Below are 19,697 nucleotides of genomic sequence, written 5' to 3'. Positions count from 1 at the left end.
CCACACTCTTTTTGGCCGGTTGCATGGAGTTTGATGAACCTGAACCAGTTGACCCAGCTCCCATTCTTGGTTGCTACACCGCACCTAACGCACCGTTTCTCAACGTGACTGCCAATGGAGTGTCAATTGAGCACCTAGCTGAAAGCATTCCGTTCTCTTATCAGCAAAGGAAAGTTGGCATGATCATAGTGATGCCCGTCTTGGCACAGACAGCTGATGGTCAATTCGATTTCCGTAGATCAGAAGATCATTTCTATCGAGTGATCCATACCTCTAGAGGACCATTGATCCGAATTGCCTTTGGTCCACAGGGCTTCCTTAAAGATTACAAGCGTCAGTCATCGACAGATTGTGAAATCTGACGATACGCAAGAAGAGGCAACCCGACCCACTGCAATCGTATCCGCGATGTTCTCTTCTTTGCTTGATATGATACTAAGCTTTTCGCCCTCACCTAGCGCGTAGATCATTCAAACCGGCACCGCCGTCTCATATTTAATCCGCTCCATCGCAAAGCTCGCCGACACATCGGATAGCGGCACCGCCTTGATCAGCTTCTTGTACACCCGGTCATAGTCGGCAACATCGCGGACCAGCAGCTTGAGCATATAGTCGACCTCGCCGGCCATCCGGTAGAATTCGACCACTTCCTCGATTGAAGAGGCTGCTGCGGCGAATTTTGTCAGCCATTTGTCGCTATGGTCGCTGGTCCGCACCGCGACGAACACGGTCATCGACAGGCCGACCGCTTCCGGATCGACAATCGCCACCCGCCGCGCGATGATCCCGTCCGCTTCCATCCGCTTGATCCGCCGCCAGCAGGCATTGGTCGACAGGCTGAGCTGCGCCGAGAGATTCTCCAGCGACAGGCTGGCGTCGCGCTGCAAGGCTTTCAGGATATTCCGGTCATTATCATCAATATTTTTTATCTTTGATGGCATTACTAGATTTTTATCACAATATTTTGCTCCATCAAAGGATTATTGGCAAAGATATTTGCCATTCGCCCATCCATAACGGGCCCCTGTTCAAGGGGGACCCCATATGCTCGACCGCGTCGGCCGCACATCAGACGACAAATTTCACTGGCTTTCGGGACTGATCGGCAACACGCCGATGCTGCGGATCAACACCCGCTGCGAGGGGCGGGACATCACCGTCTATGCCAAGGCGGAAATGTATAATTTCTCCGGCAGTATCAAGGACCGGATGGCGCTGAACATAATCCGCAACGCCACCCGCTCGGGCGCGCTGAAGCCCGGCCAGCGGATCGCCGAGGCGAGCAGCGGCAATGCCGGGATCGCGATGGCCGCGCTCGGCACCGCGCTCGGCCATCCGGTGACGATCTTCATGCCCGACTGGATGAGCGTCGAACGGCGCGCCATCATCGCCAGCCACGGCGCCGATATCCGGCTGGTGTCGAAGGAGGAAGGCGGATTCCTCGGCTCGATCGCCATGGCCGAAGCCTTGGGCAAGAATGAAGGTGCATTCCTGCCGCGGCAATTCTCCAACGATGACAATTGCAACGCCCATTGCCAGGGCACCGCGCCTGAAATCTGGAGCCAGGTCGCGGGTGACGGTGGCCAGATCGGCGGTTTTGTCGCCGGTGTCGGCACCGGCGGCACGGTGATGGGCGTCGGCCGCTATCTGAAACAGCGCGACGCCGGCATCGCGGTTCATCCCGTCGAACCGTTTGAATCCCCGACCCTTTCGACCGGCCACAAGGTCGGCCACCACCGCATCCAGGGCGTATCCGACGAATTTATCCCGGAGATCGTCAGGCTCGACCAAATCGATCCGGTCATCGCGGTGAATGACGGCGATTCCATCCTGATGGCGCAGAAACTGTGCAAGCAGTTCGGGCTGGGCGTCGGCATTTCCAGCGGCGGCAATCTGATCGCCGCGATCCGCTGCGCCTTGCAGCAGGAACCGGACGCCGACGGCAAATATCGCGCCGTGGCCACGGTGTTCCCGGACAGCAACAGCAAATATCTCTCGACCGACCTGGCGAAGGAAGAACCCTGCCGGGACGGCTATCTGACGCCGAAAATCGAGCTGCTGGAGATGCAGACTATCCGCTGAGCTTGGCGATATTGCGTTCGTCCGCAGTAACCACATCGACCGCCAGCCCGATCAGGTCGGTGTCCTCCGGCGCATCGGGCAGGATGCCGATCGCGGGCAGGCCCTGCTCGTCCTCCAGCCACAGGCTCGCCGCGCCGCGGCTGGCCTTGCCATAGGGCATGGCATAGCTTTTGATCACCGCCTTGCCGCTGAAGAAATGGTCGGGCTTGACATGATCGGGCTTCGATATGCGCACAGGTTCGGCAATCCTGTCGGGGGACCAGCCGCCAGCCACCGGTTGCGCGGCGTAGATGCCGACCGATTCCTTGTTGATCACCCCGCCATTGGCGGAAATCATGCCGGGCTTGCTGCCATCCTTGCGCAAGGCCTGCACCAAGGCGACCATGCCGTGAGCGCTGTAGCTGTTGCCGGGACCGCCAAAGAAGCTCAGCCCGCCGGTCAGCGTATAGGACGCCAGCGAGCGGTCCGGCGATCCCAGCGCGTCCATCGCCAGCGAAACCGCGACCGGGAAACAGCTGTAGATATCGATCGGGCCGAGATCCGCGGCTTCCACTTCCGCCAGTTCCAGCGCCTTGGGGAAAGCCACCTGCATCGCCGGCGAGACCGACAGATCGTCCTGCAGGCTCATCAGCGGCACGCTCGCGTCGGCGCCGCTGTGCAGATAGATCATCTTGTCCTCGGCGATGCCCAGGTCCGCGGCATGGCCCGCCGTGGTCAGGATCACCGCCGCGCCCAGTTCGACCGCATCCTGCGCCACCATCCAGCGGCGGTAGGGATCGTTGAGCCGGTAATTGCCGTGATCCTCGGCGAGCAGTTCCTCCGCCGTCCAGTCGCGGGCAAATTGCGCATGCTCGCGGGTCAGCGACACACCGGCGAATGCTGACCACAATTCGGCCATGTCTTTTGCATAGCTGTCCCGGTCCATGCCCAGCCGCGCGCGCCGGGCATTCTCGACAATGCCATAAGCCATCGGCATGCTGATGATGCCCTGCCGCCATTCATAGGCGGTCAGCATCTTGTCCTCCGCCGTCACCAGATCGGTCATGTCGCGGGTTGCCGGCTGGCTCCAGTCCAGCTTGTGACCGCTGCGCCGGGCCCGTTTGACGGTGCCCATATTCTCTGCACTCGACAGGACCACCGCCTTATATTCGCCGGCATGGACCTGGGCCGCCAGCTTGTTGAGATGCTTCTGCGGGCTCTGCCCCCCGATATCGCCATAGAGCAGATGTTCGGGATCGAGACCGGAGGCCGTGGCGACCGCTTCGGGCAGATTTTCCGGCGAGCCGCAATCATGCGGCAGACCGCTGTCGTGGAACAGGCGAATCGAGAGCAGGCAATCGATCGACGCGGCCAGTTTTTCACCGGCACCGCTGTCGGCCAGCGCCTCGGCAATAGCGGCCGATGCCAGATCGACCGTCGAGGGCCATTCAAGCCCTTGCGATTGCTTCAAATTCGCGCCGCTAGCCTCACCAACACCGATCAGCACCGGTGCCTTGGGATCTGCCAATTCCATCCTAATTCCCTCAAAATAAACAGTTCATCAATCGATTAAACATGATAACAGCATCAGGGAATCATGCACTAGCTAAAATGGAGAATATTGAATGAGCGGCTGGCCGGAACTTAAATGGGACACGGAACCGACAGGCCCCCTGAAGGGTCTGAAAATCGTCGACATGTCTACCGTCGTCCTTGGCCCTTTTGCCACTCTCAATTTTGCCGACATGGGCGCCGATGTCATCAAGATCGAAAATGGCGAAGGCAAATTTGGCGGCGACATGATGCGCCATGCCGGCGACAATCCGACCGGCGACCTCGGCCCGATCTTCACCTCGCTCAACCGCAACAAGAAATCGATCACGCTCAACGGCAAGAATGACGATGACAAGGCGGTCATTCTCGAACTGCTGAAACATGCCGACGTGTTTTTCCACAATGTCCGGCTGGCCGGAATGGAACGGCTCGGCCTCGACTATGAAAGCGTCAAGGCGGTCAATCCGGGCATCGTCTATGTCCATTGCGCCGGGTTCGGTCAGGGCGGCGAATATGAAAAGCGCCAGGCCTATGACGATCTGATCCAGTGCGCCTCCGGCTTCGCCAGCCTGTTCGAGATGCGCGGCGACAGCGGGCGGCCGCTCTACATGCCATCGCTGGTCGCCGACAAGACGATCGGCCTGTTCGCTGTCAACGCCACGCTCGCGGCGATGTATCACAAGGAAAAGACCGGCGAAGGGCAGTTTGTCCAGGTGCCGATGTTCGAAGCCTTCACCTGGTTCAACATGGTCGAGAATCTGTGGGGCGAGACTTTCATCCCGGGCAATGGCAAGCTGGCCTATACGCGCTCGATCAACGCCAACCGCAAGCCTTATCCGACCAAGGATGGCTATATCGGCCTGGTGCCCTATAATGATGCCCAGTGGCGCAAATTTTTCGAACTGGGCGGCAAACCGGGTGTCTTCGATGAGCCCCGTTTCTCGGACTATTCGCAGCGGACCAAGAATATCACCGCGCTCTATGCCCTGATCGAGGAAATTGCCGCGACCAAGACCACGGAAGAATGGCTGCCGCTGCTCGACGAACATAATATTCCGGCGATGCGCTATAACAAGATGGAGGATGTGCTGACCGATCCGCATTTGCAGCAGGTCGGTTTCTGGCAGGAACGCGAAGGCGAGAAGATCGGCAAATACAGAACGATCAAGCATCCGGTGCATTATTCCGCCAGCCCGGCCAATATCTATGCCGATCCGCCAACGCTGGGCGCGGACAATGAGGAGATACGCGGGGCGCTGAACATGCCTGCCAATGACGACTAGGATAATGATAAGAATATAAACAACGGGATGAGGCCTGAACCATGAATTTTGATTTTTCCGACGATCAAAAATTTCTTCGAGACGAAGCGCGCAAGTTTCTGGAAGCGCAATGCACCAGCGCGCATGTCCGCGCCGTGCTGGACGATGACAGCAAGAGCCACAATGAAGACGTCTGGAAACAGATTGTCGAAATGGGCTGGCTCGGTGCGGCGATTCCCGAGGAATATGGCGGGCTTGGTCTCGGCATGCTCGAACTATGTGTCATCGCCGAGGAACTGGGCCGTGTTCTGGCCCCGGTTCCGTTCGGATCTTCGGCCTATTTCTTTGCCGAGGCGCTGAAAATCGCGGGCAGCGACGAACAGAAGGCACGGATGCTGCCGAACGTGGCCGACGGCAGCCTGATCGGCTGTATCGCGGTCAGCGAAGGGCCGGGCGAGATCAAGGCCGGCGCGCTGGCCACGCGGCTGAAGGACGGCGTGATATCCGGCAAGAAAATCCCGGTGACCGACGGCGATATCGCCACCCATGCGGTGGTGCTGGTGAAAGACGGCAGCGGCGAGAGTCTGGTCATCGCTGACCTCAGCCAGAGCGGCGTAACGCGCGAGCCGGTGAAGACGCTCGAACCCACCCGCAGCCACGCCACGATCAGCTTCGACGGCGCAGCGGCAGAGCTTCTCGGCGAAGCGGGCAACGGTATGGCGTTGCTCGACCAGATCAACGACCGGGCGGCGGTCTTGCTCGCTTTCGAACAACTGGGCGGCGCCTCGCGCTGTCTCGAAATGGCCAATGAATATGCCAAGGAACGCGTCGCCTTCGGTCGCGCCATCGGCGGCAACCAGGCGATCAAGCACAAGCTGGCCGACATGTATGTCAAGAACGAGGTCGCCCGTTCCAATGCTTATTATGGTGCCTGGGCGCTGTCGAGCGATGCGGCGGAACTGCCCGAAGCGGCCGCCGCAGCGCGGGTCGCGGCATCGGAGGCCTACTGGTTCGCCTCGAAAGAAAATATCCAGACGCACGGCGGCATGGGCTTCACCTGGGAAGTGGACTGCCACCTCTTCTACCGCCGCGCCAAGTTGCTGGCGGTGCAGGCGGGCAGCCCGGCGGTCTGGAAAGAGAAGCTGGTCAGCGCGCTCGAAGCGAAGAATGACTAAAACTGGAACCCTGGGTGCACACTCGTACTTCGACGAGCTCAGCACGAACGGACGGTTTCGAAAAGTTTGAAGGAAGGTCACAAGATGGATTTCAATGATACGCCTGATGAAGCAGAATTTCGCGCCGAGGCAAATGCCTTTCTCTCGCAGCATCTCAAGCCCAAGACGCCGGGCGCACTCCGCTCGGGTGGCCGCGAGGATTTTCTCGAGCGCGCCAAGGCCTGGCAGAAGACCAAGGCGGAAGGCGGCTTTGCGCAGATCACCTGGCCCAAGGAAATGGGCGGCCGCGGCGGCACCGTGATGCAGCAGGTCATCTGGGGCCAGGAAGAAGCCAAGTTTGACGCGCCGACCGGTCCCTTCGCCATCGGCCTTGGCATGTGCGTACCGACGGTGATTGCCTTCGGATCGGACGAGCACAAGAAACGCTATGTCCAGAAAGCGCTGATGGGTGAGGAGATCTGGTGCCAGCTCTTCTCCGAACCGGCCGCCGGTTCCGATGTTGCCGGTCTCAAGACAAAAGCGGTCAAAGATGGGGACGAATGGGTCATAAATGGCCAGAAAGTGTGGACATCTGGCGCCCATTATTCCGATTATGGCATCCTTCTGGTCCGTACCGACCCCAATGTGCCCAAGCACAAGGGCCTGACCATGTTCATCGTCGACATGAAGCAGAAGGGCGTCGATGTCCGGCCGATCCATCAGGCTTCTGGCGGCAAGGAATTCAACGAAGTCTATTTCACCGACGTCCGCATTCCCGACAGCGATCGGCTCGGCGAGCCCGGCATGGGCTGGAAAGTGGCGCTGGTCACCCTGATGAACGAACGGCTGGCGGTTGGCGGCTCTCCGGGCCCCGACTGGAAGGAAATCATGGATTATGCGCGGTCCGCCGGCACCCTGTCCGACCAGGCTTTCCGTGCCAAGCTGGCCGACTGGTATGTTGCGGCGCAGGGTTACAAGCTGACCAAATTCCGCACCCAGACCGCCCTGTCGCGCGGCGAAACGCCGGGTCCGGAAAATGCCATCGGCAAGATCATCAATGCCAATCATCTGCAGGACATCTGCAACAGTGCGATCGAGATGCAGGACCATTTCGGCCTGATCGTCGACAAGGACGAAGCGCCTTCCGATGCGATATTCCAGGAAAGCTTCATGTGGGCGCCGGGCCTCAGAATTGCCGGCGGCACCGATGAAATTCTGAAAAATATCATCGCCGAACGGGTCCTTGGCCTGCCGCAGGATGTGCGGGTCGACAAGGACAAGACCTTCGCGGAAATGAACTAGGAAGCAGAAATATGACCGAACAACCCGTCCATGTCGTCGCCAATTTCACCGTGCAGGATGCAGCGAAGTACCGGGAATATGAAAAGGGATTCTTCCCGATCCTGAAACGGCATGGCGGGGAGTTCATCACCTATGATGACGGCAGCGTCACCTTTGAAGGCGCGGCCCCGCCGGAAGGCCGGGTGGTGATGTTCCGCTTCCCCAACGAGGCAGCGGCCACCGCCTGGTATAATGATCCCGATTACCAGGCCCTGTCCGAACATCGCCGTGCCGGAACGACGCTGCAGTTTATCACCATGGTGCACAGCATTCCGCCACGCGACTAGGCCTTTGACCAAAAGTTCGCTTGGAGCGGACGCAGAAAAACTTGCGTGATCAGTGCGCGTACCGATGCTATCGCTTGCCCATAGCAACAACGGCCCATCCAAAAAGGAATGATCCCATGACCGACAATCTGCCCGATTACACGCCCCCGAAAGTCTGGAAATGGGACAAGGCCAATGGCGGCCGCTTTGCCAATATCAACCGTCCGATCGCCGGTCCGACCAAGGAAGTCGAACTGCCGGTCGGCAAGCATCCGCTGCAGCTCTATTCGATGGCCACGCCCAATGGCGTCAAGGTGACGATCATGCTCGAGGAGCTTCTGGCTCTCGGTCACAAGGGCGCGGAATATGACGCCTATTACATCAATATCGGCGAAGGCGACCAATTCGGCAGCGGCTTTGTCGACATCAATCCGAACAGCAAGATCCCGGCGCTGATGGATCACAGTACCGAGACGCCGACTCGCCTGTTCGAATCCGGTTCGATGCTGCTTTATCTCGCCGAGAAATTCGGTGCACTCCTTCCCGAAGATCATGGCAAGCGCACCGAAGCGCTGAACTGGCTGTTCTGGCAAATGGGCAGCGCCCCCTATCTCGGCGGCGGCTTTGGCCATTTCTATGCCTATGCGCCGGTCAAGATCGAATATTGTATCGACCGCTTTGCGATGGAGGTGAAACGCCAGCTCGACGTGCTCGACCGGCATCTCGCCGACAATGAATATATGGCCGGCGACGAATATAGCATCGCCGATATCGCGATCTGGCCCTGGTATGGCGCGCTGGTCAAGAATATCGTCTATGAAGCCGCCGAATTTCTCGACACCGCATCCTACAAGAATATGAACCGCTGGACCGACATGATTGGCGAGCGGCCGGCGGTGCAGCGCGGCAAGATGGTCAATCGCGCCTGGGGCGAACTCGAAGGCCAGCTCCGCGAACGCCATGATGCCAGCGATTTCGAACTGCGGACGCAGGACAAGCTGGAACCCGAAGGCGAAGCGGCGGAGTAGAAGCTACTTCCGCGTCAGGCTCGCATAGGCCCGACTCAGAAAGCTTGGCAGCATCATTGCATTGGCCTGGAACTCGGCATCAAATTCCGCTGTTGGTTTCGCCGCCATGATTTCCTCGAGGCTTTTGCCATCGTCGATCAGCGCCTGGACCCGGCCCTGGATGATCGTCAGAACCTCGATATAGCGGGCCAGCTTCGCGCGGTCGGCGACCGGCCCGTGCCCGGGGATCACGATGGTATCGTCGTCGATCATGTCGTGGACGGCCTGACAGAAAGCGATCATTCCGGCCAGGTCGCCGCCATTGTCCGCGTCGATGAACGGATAGCCGGCATTGTTGAACACATCACCGAGATGCACCGCGTTGACGCCGCGAAAGATCACCGCCGTATCACCATCCGTGTGCGCCGGACCGACATGCAGCAGCTCGATTGTCTGACCATTGATGTGAAACTGCATGGTCCGGTCAAAGGTGATGTCGGACAGCGCATGGTCGGGATAGGCCTTCTGCTCGCTGGCAAAGGGGCCAAAATTGATGACCCGGTCTTCCAGCATCATCGCCCGGCTGTTTGACTGGCTGACAATCCAGCTGCCTTCCCTGCCAAGCGTCATATTCCCGTCGGCATGGTCAAAATGCCAATGGGTGTTGACGACAAAGTCGACCTCCTCGCTGCCGATATCCTTGAGGGCCGTCTTGATTTTCGGCATCAGCTGCGGAAACTGGTCATCGACGATCAGCGTGCCGTCCTGGCCGACCGATACCGCGATATTGCCGCCCAGTCCGAACAGGACATAGAGACCATCGGCCACCTTTTCGGTCCTGATCTCGGCCTTGTCAAAGTCCCAGCCGAAAGCCGAATAGACCTGATCCGCGTTCATCACCGGGCCGTGCGCGGCCGGTTCCGCCGCGCTGCTGCCGTGGGCAAGCGCCGGCGAAGCAATCGCGAGTGACAGTGCCAGTCCGAATAGTCCCACAGCCTTGGTCATCCGATCATACCCCTCTTACCGATATATTGATTATTGTTTCAAAATCCCTGCCATGATCAGGTCGACGGTCTGCTCGCGATAGGAATCACGCATCCGCTCGTCAAAATCGTCCCGGCCATAGCAATATTTCCAGACCAGCTTGCCGGTAAAGAAACGGTCCGCTGCGCCGGTCACTGCGGAGTAGAACAGATCCGGATTCATCTCTCGGAATACGCCGGATTCGATGCCGGCACCGACAAAGATATTATAGGCTTCCGACAGCGGTTTCAGATATTTGTCGGCAATCTTGCGCGCGCCTTCGGGTGGCAGGTCACGGATCAGCCGCATGGTCAGCCGGTTGAGATAAGGAAATTCGTGATAGGTATCGATCACCGCACCGATATGGTGGCGCAGCTTGTCTTCGGGCGGCATGTCCTTCTTGATCAGCAGGCCGACCTGTTCGAGAATATTGTCCATGTCCCGCTCGAGAATCGCCTCGAGCAGCCCGTCCTTGTTGCCGAAATAATATTTCACGAGCGCGCTGTTGAGACCCGACAATACGGACAGCTCGCTGAAGGAAATATCGATCGTGTCGCCCTTGCGCATGATCTGGCTGGCGGTCTCGATCAGCTTGTCCCGCGCCCCGGCTTCACTCTCCTTGGCCCCCATTTTATCGACGGTCATCATTCTTCCCCTACACGCACTACGTCACATTTTTGTCACTTATAAGCAGGTTCTTCCCACCATGGAAAGCTGTCTGGCAGGTCACTGGACACTTTATCCGGATAGTCGGGACTGCGCTTCTCCAGAAAGCTTGCAATACCCTCTTTTGCGTCGGCAGATTTTGCCCGATTATAGATCATCCGACTATCGACCTTATGCGCTTCCATCGGATGGCCGGCGGCCGGCAATTGCCACAGCATCTGCCGGGTAACGGCAATCGACACCGGCGCCGTATTGTCGACAATCTCGCGCGCCAGGGCATAAGCGGCGGGCAGCAGGTCTGCCGGCTTGTGCAGCGAGCGGACCAGCCCCCCCTTGAGCGCTTCTTGCGAATCAAAAACCCGGCCGGTCATGCACCATTCCAGTGCCTGTGCGCGGCCGACGAGATTGGGCAGAAACCAACTGGCCGCGCCATCGGGCGCTATGCCGCGGCGGGCAAAGACAAAACCGAAGCGCGATGTCTCGCTGGCCAGCCGCATGTCCATCGGCAGCAACATGGTCGCGCCGACGCCGACAGCAACGCCGTTGATCGCGCCGATCACCGGCTTGAGACATTGATAGATGCGCAGCACCAGCAACCCGCCCCCGTCGCGCACACGCGGATCGGAATAATCCTCCACCGGTTCGTCGCTGGCAAACGGTTTCTTGCCGTCTTCCGGTGTGAGATCGGCACCAGCGCAAAAGGCACGATCGCCGGAACCGGTCACCACAACCGCCCGGACATCATCGTCGGCGTCAATCCGGTCGAAGGCGTCGATCATTTCCGTCATCATCGTGCCGGTGAAGGCATTCATCTTTTCCGGCCGATTGATCGTGATCGTCGCGATACTGTCGGCAACGTCATAGAGGATCTGCTTATACTCGTTCATCTGCTTCTCCATCAGATACAAAAAGGGCCGCGAGTTTCTCGCAGCCCTTGATCGTTCGGTCCTAGCGTGGTGCCATCCGGATGCCGCCATCGAGCCGGACATCTTCGCCGTTGAAATATTGCGTTTCGATCATGCACATCGCAAGCGCGGCATATTCGTCCGGCTGCCCGAGGCGGGGCGGATGCGGCACCATCGCGCCCAGCGCATCGCGTACATTCTGCGGCGCACCGGCGAGCAGCGGCGTATCGAAGATGCCGGGCAGGATGGTGTTGACGCGAATGCCTTCGCGGGACAGGTCGCGCGCGATCGGCAGGGTCATGCCGACAACGCCGCCCTTGGAAGCGGAATAGGCTGCCTGGCCGATCTGGCCATCTTCTGCAGCGACCGAAGCGGTGTTGACCATGGCGCCGCGATCGCCGTCCTCGAGCGGATCGAGCGTCAGCATGCCGGCCGCCGATTTGGCGATGCAGCGGAACGTGCCAACCAGATTGACCTGAATCACGAAGTCAAACTTGTCGAGCGGAAAATGACGGATCGAGCCATCTTCCTTGGCGCGGCTGGCGGTTTTCACGGCGTTGCCGATACCCGCACAGTTGACCAGGATACGCTCTTGTCCGTTGGCCGCGCGGGCTTTTTCAAAACCTGCATCGACGCTTTCGTCGCTGGTCACGTTGACGTTGCAGAAAACGCCGCCGAGTTCGGAGGCCAGCGCTTCGCCTTTTTCTTCATTCAGGTCGAACAGGGCGACCTTCACGCCCTTCGCGGCCAGACGGCGAGCGGTTGCCGCGCCGAGGCCGGAAGCACCGCCGGTGATGACGGCTGAAATATTGCTGTTGAGTTCCATAATCTTGTCTTTCCTTCTTGACCGTTAGTGGTGAGCCTGTCGAACCGCGCCTATCGACGAGCGGCGCCCTTCCACAAGCTCAGGGCTAACGGATATTATTTTGCGACAGAGCCTAGCCCAGTCGTTCGATGATCGTGACATTGGCTTGGCCGCCGCCTTCGCACATCGTCTGCAGGCCATATTTGCCACCGCTCTGTTCCAGTGCGTTGAGCAGGGTCGCCATCAATTTGGTACCGGAAGCGCCAAGCGGGTGCCCGAGAGCAATCGCGCCGCCATGGACATTGATTCTGGCACGGTCAGCACCAACATGCTTGAGCCATGCGAGCGGAACAGGGGCAAAGGCCTCGTTTACTTCATAAAGATCGATGTCGCCGATATTCATGCCGGCGCGCTGCAGGGCACGGTCGGTCGCGAACAGGGGTTCCTCGAGCATGATCACCGGGTCGCCCGCGGTCACGGTCAGATTGACGATCCGCGCGCGCGGGGTCAGGCCATGGTCTTTCAGCGCCTGTTCGGAACAGACGAGAACCGCGCTCGAACCGTCGCAAATCTGGCTGGCATTGGCTGCGGTGATGGCGCCGCCTTCCTGCAACACTTTCACTCCGCTGATGCTTTCCATGCTGGCGTCGAAGCGGATGCCCTCGTCGACCTTGTGGATTTCCTCACCTTCCGGCGTTTCAATCTTCACGCCGACAATTTCGTTGTCAAAGGCACCGGATTCGGTGGCCTTGATCGCCTTCTGGTGACTTTCCAGAGCGAACTCGTCGAGCTGCTCGCGCGTGAAGCCATGTTTCTTGACGATCATTTCCGCGCCCATGAACTGGCTGAAATGGACGCCCGGATAGGCTTCCTCGAGACGCTCCGACTTGTTGGTGCCGAGACCGGCATCCTTGAACAGTTTGAAGGTCGAACCCATGGGTACGCGAGTCATACTTTCGATACCGTGGGCCAGCACCATGTCCTGCGTGCCGGACATGACGCCCTGCGCGGCGAACTGGATCGACTGCTGCGAGGAACCGCATTGCCGGTCGATGGAAACCGACGGAATGCTGTCCGGCAGCCGGGACGCGAGAACGGCATTCCGGCCGACATCGCCGCTTTGCTCGCCGCCCTGCATGACGCAGCCGGTGATAACATCCTCGATAGCGCTCGGATCGAAATCATTGCGATCGGCGATGGCGTCAAGCGTAGCAGCGCCCAGGTCTACCGGGTGCACACCGGCCAATCGGCCGCCACGACGACCACCAGCGGTCCGAACCGCGTCAACAATATAGGCTTCTGCCATAATCTTATTCCTTTGATTGATTGAGAGTCGAAAATTTAACTGACCGGTTAAACCGCACGGGCGCTAGCGTCAAATGAAAAAGCCGATCATCACAATAGTGATAATCGGCTGATTCCTATCCCGCTGCCGCCGGCTCAGGCCGGGACATTATCCTTCTTGACGGTGATCACCTGCGGATAGGTGAATTCGAGCAGGCCTTCCTTGCCATATTCGGCGCCGAAGCCGGACTGCTTGTGCCCGCCGAAGGGCGCGAATGGCGACAGGTGCAGGAATTCATTGACCCATACGGTGCCGGTTTCGAGCTGTTCGGCAACACGAACGCCTTCATCCGGGTCCGCGGTCCAGACAGCGCCGGCCAAGCCATATTCGCTGTCATTGGCGCGGGCGATCGCCTCTTCGGTGCTGCTGAATTTCATCAGTGGCATGACCGGACCAAATTGCTCCTCGGCCACAATCCGCGCATCTTCCGGCGGGTTGTCGAGAATCGTGATCGGCACATAATAGCCCGGGATGCTGTCGTCCGGCGTATCGCCGCCGACCAGGAATTTATAGTCATTGTCCTTGGCGTCCTGGATCAGCTCCAGCACCCGCTCATATTGTTTCCGGTTCTGGATCGGGCCGACCGCCGTGCCCTGCTGCGAGCCGTCACCGACTTTCACATTCTTGGCAAATTCCGCAATGGCAGCACTCAGTTCGTCATAAATATCCTCGTGGATATAGATGCGTTTCGCAGCCACACAGATTTGTCCGGCATTGGTGAAGCTCGACCAGAACAATTGCTCGGCAACCTTTTCGACATTGGCGTCGGGCAGGACGATCGAGGCGTCATTGCCACCCAGTTCCAGCGTGATCCGCTTGAGATCCTTGGAAGCGCCTTCCATGATTTTCTTGCCGGTCGCGGTGGAGCCGGTGAAGGTAATCTTGTCGATATCGGGATGACCTGTGATCAACGGGCCGAGACTGTCCTCGCCGGTGATGATATTGACAACGCCCGCCGGAGCCACGTCCTTGATCAGCTCTGCCAGCCGCAAGGTGGTCAGCGGCGTGAACGGGGACGGCTTGAGCACGATCGTGCAGCCGGACAAGAGCGCCGGGGCAATTTTCTGCACCGCCATCATGATCGGAAAATTCCATGGCACGATGCCGCCGACGACACCGACCGGTACGCGGCGGGTGCGGCTCAGGCGCTCGTCGCTGTCTTCGTTGATCTCGTCTTCCAGTTCGAGAGTCGCCTGCGAACCGGCCATATAGGCAGCGCCCATGATCTCGCCCTGCGCCTGCGCGTGCGGCTTGCCCTGTTCCGCCGTCAGCAGACGGAACAGCTCGTCATTATTTTCGTTGATCACGCCGGCAATCGCCTGGACCACCTTGCGCCGCTCGTCGATCGGGGTTTTCGACCAGCTCTTGAACGCAGCGCGAGCCGCGGCAACCGCCTGATTGAGCTCGGCTTCTCCGCAAGCGGGGACCTGACCGATCACTTCTTCGTTGGCCGGGTTGACAACATCCAGCATCTGCTGGGTGCTGATCATTTCGCCGTTGATCAAATTCTTATATTGGGTAACCATTTCGCTCTCCTTTGGGATCTGCCGTTCATTCTATTTGATTCACATATAGCCGAATACAAGGCTTTTGCGCGCCCATCATTTTGATAGACTGTAGCGGATCGGCAGGGTTTTCAATCCGCCGACAAAAGTGGATTTGGCGCGCATCGGTTCGCCCGCCAGTTCGAGCGTCTCGATTCGGTCGAGCAACTCGTTGAACAATATCTTCATTTCCATGCGCGCCATGTGCAGACCGAGGCACTGATGCGACCCGGCACCGAAGGCGATATGCCGGTTGGGGGACCGACTCGCGTCAAACTTGCGTGGATCGGGGAATATACTGTCGTCGTGATTGGCCGCGATATAGCTGATCATCAGCCAGTCATCCTTGGCGATTTTCTGACCGCCCAGTTCGGTGTCTTCGGCTGCCGTGCGCATGAAATGCTGCACCGGGGTGGTCCAGCGGATCGCTTCCTCGACAATGCCTGGCAATAGATCACGATCGGCCTTCAACCGCGCGAATTGCTCCGGATCCCTTGCCAGTGCCAGCATCGCGCCCGCAGTGGAGGCCGATGTCGTGTCGTGGCCGGCCGCCGCCAATATGATATAATAGCCCGCCATGTCGCGGTCGCTGAGATGCGCGCCGTCCACTTTCGCATTGGCGATAACGCTCGCCACGTCCTCGGTCGGATTGGCGCGTTTCTCCTCGGTGAGCTTGGCAAAATAGGCTTCGAAATCGGCAACGGCGCCGACCACAAGCTGCATGACCTGCTCCGGTGTCATGTTGGCCATGCCGGACTTGTTGAGATCCTCGTCCTGTCCGCCGAACATCTGCTGGGTGAGGAACAGCATGCGTTGCTCGTCCGCTTCCGGGACGCCCAGGATCTGCATCACCACATGGAGCGGATAAGGCGCAGATACCAGCGGCACAAAATCGGCTTCACCGCCCGCATCGACGAGCCGGTCGACAGTGGTTCTCGCCAAGGCCCGGATTTCGTCTTCCATCTTGCGAATATTTTTCGGCATGAACCAGTCCTGGGTCAGCCGACGATATTTCGGGTGGGTCGGCGCATCCAGAGCGACCAGCGAACGCACCAGATTGGGATCACCGCCGGTGATCGATCTGACAAAGGCGCCGCTGTTCTTGTCGCTGAAGGTCACGCTGCGGGGACTGTTGAGGAACAGCTTGTTGTCCTTGCTTACCTGCATCACGTCGTCATAGCTGGTGACCAGCCAGAACGGATCATGAATCTCGTCGTTGACCACCCGCACCACCGGCGTGTTCCGGCGGATCCGGTCAAACTGATCCAGCAGGCCGTCCCAATCGACATAATTGGCGGGGTCGACAATCGCCAGTGCCGCTTCACCCGTCAGTCTCGGTTCTGCCTGCGAAGCCATCAGCTGTTCCCGTTTTTCTGCTGTGCCCAATATTCATCGCGCAGCAGCCGCTTGTAGAGCTTGCCGGTTGCGTGACGCGGCAGTTCCGGGCGAAAATCGATCCGTCGCGGGACTTTCACGCCGGAGAGCGTCTGGCGGAGATAGGCTTCCAGCTCCTGTGCCAGTTCGTCGCCCGCCTCCGCCATGTCCATCGGCTGCACGACCGCCACGACCTTCTCGCCCATATCCTCGTCCGGCGCGCCGATGACGGCGGCGTCCGCCACCTTGTCATGAGTGACCAGCAGATTCTCGATTTCCTGCGGATAGATATTCACCCCGCCGGAAATGATCATGAAGCTCTTGCGATCGGTCAGATAGAGAAAGCCGTCCTCGTCCAGCTTTCCGACATCGCCCAGCGAGGTCCATCCTTTTTCATGGGTTGCCGCTTTGGTCTTCTCCGGATCATTATGATATTCGAATGTCGAGCCGCTCTCGAAATAGATCTGGCCCTCTTCGCCGACGGGCACTTCCTCGCCATTTTCACCGCAGATATGGACGACGCAGTTGATCGGTTGCCCGACCGATCCCTTGTGACCGAGCCAGCCTTCGCTGTTGCAGAAGACAAAGCCATTGCCCTCGGTCCCGGCATAATATTCGTTCAGCACCGGCCCCCACCAGTCGATCATCGCTTCCTTGATCGGCACCGGCACGGGAGCGGCGGCATGAACCGCGCTCTTGATCGAGGAAACGTCATATTTGTTGCGCACCTCTTCCGGCAGTTTCAGCATCCGGACAAAATGCGTCGGCACCCACTGGCCAACATCGCATTTATATTTCTCGATCAGCTGCAAAGCATGTTCCGGATCGAATTTTTCCATGATGACACTGGTCCCGCCGAGCGCCTGCACGGCGATGTTCCAGCGCAATGGCGCGGCGTGGTAAAGCGGAGCGGGCGACAGATAGACGCAATCCTTGTGGAAGCCGAATATCATCTGCGCCAGTCCCGCGATGCCATTGGGTCCGGCGATATCCTCGTCCTCCGGCAACGGCAGCTTCACGCCCTTGGGCTGTCCGGTCGTGCCGGAAGAATAGAGCATATCGACGCCGGCACGCTCGTCGGAAATTGGCGTATCGGGCATCGATTCGAGCGCGGCTTCCATATTCCGTTCATCATCGGCACCGTAAACCAGCTGTTCGACCTCCGGGTTCAACACGCGTATCTGGTCCAGGACGGGCAGCATTTTCTGCGAACCGATCAACAGCTTTGCGCCCGAATCCTTCAGGATATAGCTGACTTCATCTGCCGTCAGCCGGCTGGAAATAGCGACCTGAAACAGGCCGGAACGCTGTGATCCCCAGGTGACCGGGAAAAATTGCGGATGATTTTCCATGCAGATGGCGACCGTGTCACCGATCTGCACATCGCGACTGCGATAGAGTTGAGCGACCCGGTTCGAAAGCCTGTCCAGTTCCCCATACGTGATGACTTGCCCGGACGTCGCCATGATCACGGCTGGCTTGTCAGGATTTTCCCTTGCGTGGACGAAAGGATGCATAGTCTGGCGTTCTCCAAGATACCGGTCGCCTGATTCGACGACTCACTTTCCCGGCACCATGGTTTAATCGCACAGTTAAATCAATCAATAGTCACATCAATTGGCGATCGAAGGCGGCAATATCCCCCTAATTCTCCACATAGATATCCACAGGAACGGCCAGATCGGCAAATATCCGCCCGATCGGTGCCATGCTGGTCGCCCCCTGCTCGATTTCGGATTCGAGCATTGTCTGGCTATCCGCGCCCTTGAGCAGCACCACCACGGTTCGCGCTTCGCAAATCGCGGCCTTGGTAATCGTAACCAGCGGCGTGTCGCCGTCATCGGGCAGCAGACCAACGGCGATTTTTTCCGGTGGTCCGTCGAGCGCCTCTTCCATATCGGCACTTTCCTTGATCCCGGCGGTGCTGCCGTCGGGGCCCATGCCGAGCAGAACCAGATCCGGCGGCCATTTCGTGTCGCGCAACCGGGCGTCGGCAGCGGCGCCGGCCATGTGATAATCATCATGCTCCGGTGCCAGCGGCAACACGCGCGCACCGCGCGTCAGAAACAGCTGCGCCAGCTTTTTCACGTGGCTGCGCGGATCATCGAGCGGCACCAGCAGGTCATCGGTCGGCACGATCGTGACATATTTCCATTTGATCGGCTTTTCCGCCAGTGCCTCGAGCACCGGCATGGCTTCGTCGCTGGCGGGCAGCGCCAGCAGCGCATCACCCCGCGCGTCGAGCGCGCTTTCGATGATGAACTGGATATCGCCGGCGACCGCCTCGACCATTTCGTCGCGATCGTCAAAATCCCACCATTCCAGCATGGACTCATCCTCTTCAGGAAGGTCGTCCATGTCGAAATCTTCTAATGCATCTTCGAGTTTGCTCATTTTTCTGTCCGTCAGCCAAATTTTCTCGCGCTTCTAACCCCTGTTCCGGTTGAAACAAAGGTCAAACATGAGATTTTTCCCGATGCTCTGCTAGTCGGCAGCTGCTGCGGCAGGCGGTTCGTCCAGCACCAGCCCGGACGGCCGCAAGATGGTCAGCGACGCCGGTGCGCCGCTTTTTTCTTCCCGCGCGCTGATGTCGACCTGAATGAAACTCTGGTCCTCGGTCAGCTTGGCGTCCTGCGCCCATTGCCATTGCCAGCCGCCATTCTCGACCGTGCCACCCTGCTCCCCGAGCGCCGGCGGGCGCGGATCGGTGAGAATTTCGACCGCGCGGTTGCGGACCACCGACTGCGCGACAACCCGCAGCTCGAGCTCCGCCGCATTGTGAGTCGTGAACGCCTGCAACCGGATCAGGGCCAGCGCGGCAAGGCTGAACACCGACAGCGCGACCAGCATTTCGATCAGCGTGAAACCGCGCTCGCCCGTCGCGCCACCGATCCTCATGGCGCCGCTCCGTCCAGCGTCACATCGCCCATCGGCGCGATCAGCACCTGGCGGCTTTGTTCTTCGCTGCGCAGGACCAGCCCGGCCTGTTCGCTGGGCAGGCCGGTGCTTTCAAAGCTGATCATCATCGATCCCGCTTCTCCGGTTTCCGCGCGGACGCCGCCGGACCAGGCCGTCGATACAAAGGGCTTGTCCTCGATCACCGACCAGCGGCCCTTTCGCCGTTCGAGAAAGCTGTAGCCGGAAGCGGTGACCTGCACCGCCATCGGTCGGGACTGCAATATCGCATTGTCGCGCAAGGCTGCGGTGCGTGCGGCAAAACGCTGCGCATCTTCGTCGAGAGCGCTGCTGCCGCCGGGGAAGGAGAAGACAACGACCGATGCCATCAGCCCGATGATCAGCAGAACGACCATCAGCTCCACCAGAGTGAAACCCGTACTATTCCGGGTGGTGGTGAAGTCTGTCTGTCGGGTCATCATCGTTCATTTAGCG

Annotated in this window: 20 protein-coding genes; 7 read left to right on the top strand and 13 right to left on the bottom strand. The window is 59.1% G+C overall.

Annotation, left to right across the window (positions count from 1 at the left end):
• The first annotated feature begins 23 nt into the window (after nt 1-23).
• Nucleotides 24-362, top strand: coding sequence for a hypothetical protein (locus SPHFLASMR4Y_RS16915; RefSeq protein WP_145955537.1), 339 nt, complete (start codon nt 24-26; stop codon nt 360-362).
• Between the two features lie 108 nt (nt 363-470).
• On the opposite strand, the gene SPHFLASMR4Y_RS13235 is transcribed toward SPHFLASMR4Y_RS16915, so the two are convergent.
• A complete protein-coding gene (locus tag SPHFLASMR4Y_RS13235; protein ID WP_089133964.1) occupies nt 471-941 on the bottom strand; it encodes an Lrp/AsnC family transcriptional regulator in 471 nt (156 codons plus the stop codon).
• Between the two features lie 103 nt (nt 942-1,044).
• Between SPHFLASMR4Y_RS13235 and SPHFLASMR4Y_RS13230 the strand changes: the two genes are divergently transcribed.
• On the top strand, nt 1,045-2,082 hold the full coding sequence (locus SPHFLASMR4Y_RS13230) for a PLP-dependent cysteine synthase family protein (protein ID WP_089133963.1): 1,038 nt from the start codon (nt 1,045-1,047) through the stop codon (nt 2,080-2,082).
• Here the strand turns inward: SPHFLASMR4Y_RS13230 and SPHFLASMR4Y_RS13225 are convergent.
• Nucleotides 2,072-3,595, bottom strand: a complete 1,524-nt coding sequence (locus tag SPHFLASMR4Y_RS13225; RefSeq protein ID WP_089133962.1) for a hypothetical protein — start codon at nt 3,593-3,595, stop codon at nt 2,072-2,074. The genes SPHFLASMR4Y_RS13230 and SPHFLASMR4Y_RS13225 overlap by 11 nt on opposite strands.
• A gap of 91 nt (nt 3,596-3,686) precedes the next feature.
• Here SPHFLASMR4Y_RS13225 and SPHFLASMR4Y_RS13220 point away from each other — a divergent pair, with 91 nt between their 5' ends.
• From SPHFLASMR4Y_RS13220 to yghU, 5 genes are all read left to right on the top strand, one after another.
• Nucleotides 3,687-4,898, top strand: coding sequence for a CaiB/BaiF CoA transferase family protein (locus tag SPHFLASMR4Y_RS13220; protein WP_089133961.1), 1,212 nt, complete (start codon nt 3,687-3,689; stop codon nt 4,896-4,898).
• A gap of 41 nt (nt 4,899-4,939) precedes the next feature.
• The gene (locus SPHFLASMR4Y_RS13215) at nt 4,940-6,052 is read left to right on the top strand and encodes an acyl-CoA dehydrogenase family protein (RefSeq protein WP_089133960.1); all 1,113 of its coding nucleotides are present in this window, start codon (nt 4,940-4,942) and stop codon (nt 6,050-6,052) included.
• Nucleotides 6,053-6,136: 84 nt separating this feature from the next.
• Nucleotides 6,137-7,333: an acyl-CoA dehydrogenase family protein gene (locus tag SPHFLASMR4Y_RS13210; RefSeq protein WP_089133959.1), complete on the top strand. Its 1,197-nt coding sequence runs from the start codon at nt 6,137-6,139 to the stop codon at nt 7,331-7,333.
• Between the two features lie 11 nt (nt 7,334-7,344).
• Nucleotides 7,345-7,659, top strand: a complete 315-nt coding sequence (locus SPHFLASMR4Y_RS13205) for a DUF1330 domain-containing protein (protein ID WP_089133958.1) — start codon at nt 7,345-7,347, stop codon at nt 7,657-7,659.
• A 116-nt stretch (nt 7,660-7,775) separates the two neighbouring features.
• On the top strand, nt 7,776-8,666 hold the full coding sequence (gene yghU / locus SPHFLASMR4Y_RS13200) for a glutathione-dependent disulfide-bond oxidoreductase (protein WP_089133957.1): 891 nt from the start codon (nt 7,776-7,778) through the stop codon (nt 8,664-8,666).
• Between the two features lie 3 nt (nt 8,667-8,669).
• Here the strand turns inward: yghU and SPHFLASMR4Y_RS13195 are convergent, their stop codons facing one another.
• The 11 genes from SPHFLASMR4Y_RS13195 to gspH form a co-directional block, all read right to left on the bottom strand.
• Nucleotides 8,670-9,650, bottom strand: coding sequence for an MBL fold metallo-hydrolase (locus tag SPHFLASMR4Y_RS13195; protein ID WP_089133956.1), 981 nt, complete (start codon nt 9,648-9,650; stop codon nt 8,670-8,672).
• Between the two features lie 30 nt (nt 9,651-9,680).
• Nucleotides 9,681-10,316 (bottom strand): TetR family transcriptional regulator, encoded by a 636-nt coding sequence (locus tag SPHFLASMR4Y_RS13190; protein WP_089133955.1) that lies wholly within the window; start codon nt 10,314-10,316, stop codon nt 9,681-9,683.
• 32 nt (nt 10,317-10,348) lie between these two features.
• Entirely contained in the window at nt 10,349-11,221 is an 873-nt protein-coding gene (locus tag SPHFLASMR4Y_RS13185) for a crotonase/enoyl-CoA hydratase family protein (protein ID WP_089134891.1), read from the bottom strand.
• 61 nt (nt 11,222-11,282) lie between these two features.
• Nucleotides 11,283-12,065 (bottom strand): SDR family NAD(P)-dependent oxidoreductase, encoded by a 783-nt coding sequence (locus tag SPHFLASMR4Y_RS13180; protein ID WP_089133954.1) that lies wholly within the window; start codon nt 12,063-12,065, stop codon nt 11,283-11,285.
• Nucleotides 12,066-12,177: 112 nt separating this feature from the next.
• Nucleotides 12,178-13,350 (bottom strand): acetyl-CoA C-acetyltransferase, encoded by a 1,173-nt coding sequence (locus tag SPHFLASMR4Y_RS13175; RefSeq protein ID WP_089133953.1) that lies wholly within the window; start codon nt 13,348-13,350, stop codon nt 12,178-12,180.
• A gap of 134 nt (nt 13,351-13,484) precedes the next feature.
• The gene (locus SPHFLASMR4Y_RS13170) at nt 13,485-14,915 is read right to left on the bottom strand and encodes an aldehyde dehydrogenase family protein (protein WP_089133952.1); all 1,431 of its coding nucleotides are present in this window, start codon (nt 14,913-14,915) and stop codon (nt 13,485-13,487) included.
• Between the two features lie 75 nt (nt 14,916-14,990).
• Nucleotides 14,991-16,289 (bottom strand): cytochrome P450, encoded by a 1,299-nt coding sequence (locus tag SPHFLASMR4Y_RS13165; protein ID WP_089133951.1) that lies wholly within the window; start codon nt 16,287-16,289, stop codon nt 14,991-14,993.
• Nucleotides 16,289-17,824 carry an acyl-CoA synthetase gene (locus SPHFLASMR4Y_RS13160; protein WP_089133950.1) on the bottom strand — a complete coding sequence of 512 codons (1,536 nt, stop codon included), beginning with the start codon at nt 17,822-17,824 and terminating at the stop codon, nt 16,289-16,291. The genes SPHFLASMR4Y_RS13165 and SPHFLASMR4Y_RS13160 overlap by 1 nt, the downstream gene beginning before the upstream one ends.
• Before the next feature lie 127 nt (nt 17,825-17,951).
• Nucleotides 17,952-18,701: a 6-phosphogluconolactonase gene (locus tag SPHFLASMR4Y_RS13155; protein ID WP_260806976.1), complete on the bottom strand. Its 750-nt coding sequence runs from the start codon at nt 18,699-18,701 to the stop codon at nt 17,952-17,954.
• 90 nt (nt 18,702-18,791) lie between these two features.
• Nucleotides 18,792-19,205 (bottom strand): type II secretion system minor pseudopilin GspI, encoded by a 414-nt coding sequence (gene gspI / locus SPHFLASMR4Y_RS13150; protein ID WP_089133949.1) that lies wholly within the window; start codon nt 19,203-19,205, stop codon nt 18,792-18,794.
• On the bottom strand, nt 19,202-19,681 hold the full coding sequence (gene gspH / locus SPHFLASMR4Y_RS13145) for a type II secretion system minor pseudopilin GspH (RefSeq protein ID WP_186265938.1): 480 nt from the start codon (nt 19,679-19,681) through the stop codon (nt 19,202-19,204). The genes gspI and gspH overlap by 4 nt, the downstream gene beginning before the upstream one ends.
• Nucleotides 19,682-19,697: the final 16 nt, after the last annotated feature.

Source organism: Sphingorhabdus sp. SMR4y (genome assembly GCF_002218195.1).
GTDB lineage: Bacteria > Pseudomonadota > Alphaproteobacteria > Sphingomonadales > Sphingomonadaceae > Parasphingorhabdus.
This window is presented reverse-complemented; position numbering and strand designations above follow the sequence as displayed.

Excerpts from the sequence above, each read along its gene's own strand:
- SPHFLASMR4Y_RS16915 (WP_145955537.1), top strand. The coding sequence starts at position 24 with ATGGAGTTTGATGAACCTGAACCAGTTGACCCAGCTCCCATTCTTGGT.
- yghU (WP_089133957.1), top strand. The coding sequence starts at position 7,776 with ATGACCGACAATCTGCCCGATTACACGCCCCCGAAAGTCTGGAAATGG.
- gspH (WP_186265938.1), bottom strand. The coding sequence starts at position 19,681 with ATGACCCGACAGACAGACTTCACCACCACCCGGAATAGTACGGGTTTC.
- SPHFLASMR4Y_RS13160 (WP_089133950.1), bottom strand. The coding sequence starts at position 17,824 with ATGCATCCTTTCGTCCACGCAAGGGAAAATCCTGACAAGCCAGCCGTG.
- SPHFLASMR4Y_RS13190 (WP_089133955.1), bottom strand. The coding sequence starts at position 10,316 with ATGATGACCGTCGATAAAATGGGGGCCAAGGAGAGTGAAGCCGGGGCG.
- SPHFLASMR4Y_RS13205 (WP_089133958.1), top strand. The coding sequence starts at position 7,345 with ATGACCGAACAACCCGTCCATGTCGTCGCCAATTTCACCGTGCAGGAT.
- gspI (WP_089133949.1), bottom strand. The coding sequence starts at position 19,205 with ATGAGGATCGGTGGCGCGACGGGCGAGCGCGGTTTCACGCTGATCGAA.
- SPHFLASMR4Y_RS13175 (WP_089133953.1), bottom strand. The coding sequence starts at position 13,350 with ATGGCAGAAGCCTATATTGTTGACGCGGTTCGGACCGCTGGTGGTCGT.
- SPHFLASMR4Y_RS13165 (WP_089133951.1), bottom strand. The coding sequence starts at position 16,289 with ATGGCTTCGCAGGCAGAACCGAGACTGACGGGTGAAGCGGCACTGGCG.
- SPHFLASMR4Y_RS13170 (WP_089133952.1), bottom strand. The coding sequence starts at position 14,915 with ATGGTTACCCAATATAAGAATTTGATCAACGGCGAAATGATCAGCACC.
- SPHFLASMR4Y_RS13195 (WP_089133956.1), bottom strand. The coding sequence starts at position 9,650 with ATGACCAAGGCTGTGGGACTATTCGGACTGGCACTGTCACTCGCGATT.
- SPHFLASMR4Y_RS13230 (WP_089133963.1), top strand. The coding sequence starts at position 1,045 with ATGCTCGACCGCGTCGGCCGCACATCAGACGACAAATTTCACTGGCTT.
- SPHFLASMR4Y_RS13155 (WP_260806976.1), bottom strand. The coding sequence starts at position 18,701 with ATGAGCAAACTCGAAGATGCATTAGAAGATTTCGACATGGACGACCTT.
- SPHFLASMR4Y_RS13180 (WP_089133954.1), bottom strand. The coding sequence starts at position 12,065 with ATGGAACTCAACAGCAATATTTCAGCCGTCATCACCGGCGGTGCTTCC.
- SPHFLASMR4Y_RS13185 (WP_089134891.1), bottom strand. The coding sequence starts at position 11,221 with ATGAACGAGTATAAGCAGATCCTCTATGACGTTGCCGACAGTATCGCG.
- SPHFLASMR4Y_RS13215 (WP_089133960.1), top strand. The coding sequence starts at position 4,940 with ATGAATTTTGATTTTTCCGACGATCAAAAATTTCTTCGAGACGAAGCG.
- SPHFLASMR4Y_RS13235 (WP_089133964.1), bottom strand. The coding sequence starts at position 941 with ATGCCATCAAAGATAAAAAATATTGATGATAATGACCGGAATATCCTG.
- SPHFLASMR4Y_RS13220 (WP_089133961.1), top strand. The coding sequence starts at position 3,687 with ATGAGCGGCTGGCCGGAACTTAAATGGGACACGGAACCGACAGGCCCC.
- SPHFLASMR4Y_RS13210 (WP_089133959.1), top strand. The coding sequence starts at position 6,137 with ATGGATTTCAATGATACGCCTGATGAAGCAGAATTTCGCGCCGAGGCA.
- SPHFLASMR4Y_RS13225 (WP_089133962.1), bottom strand. The coding sequence starts at position 3,595 with ATGGAATTGGCAGATCCCAAGGCACCGGTGCTGATCGGTGTTGGTGAG.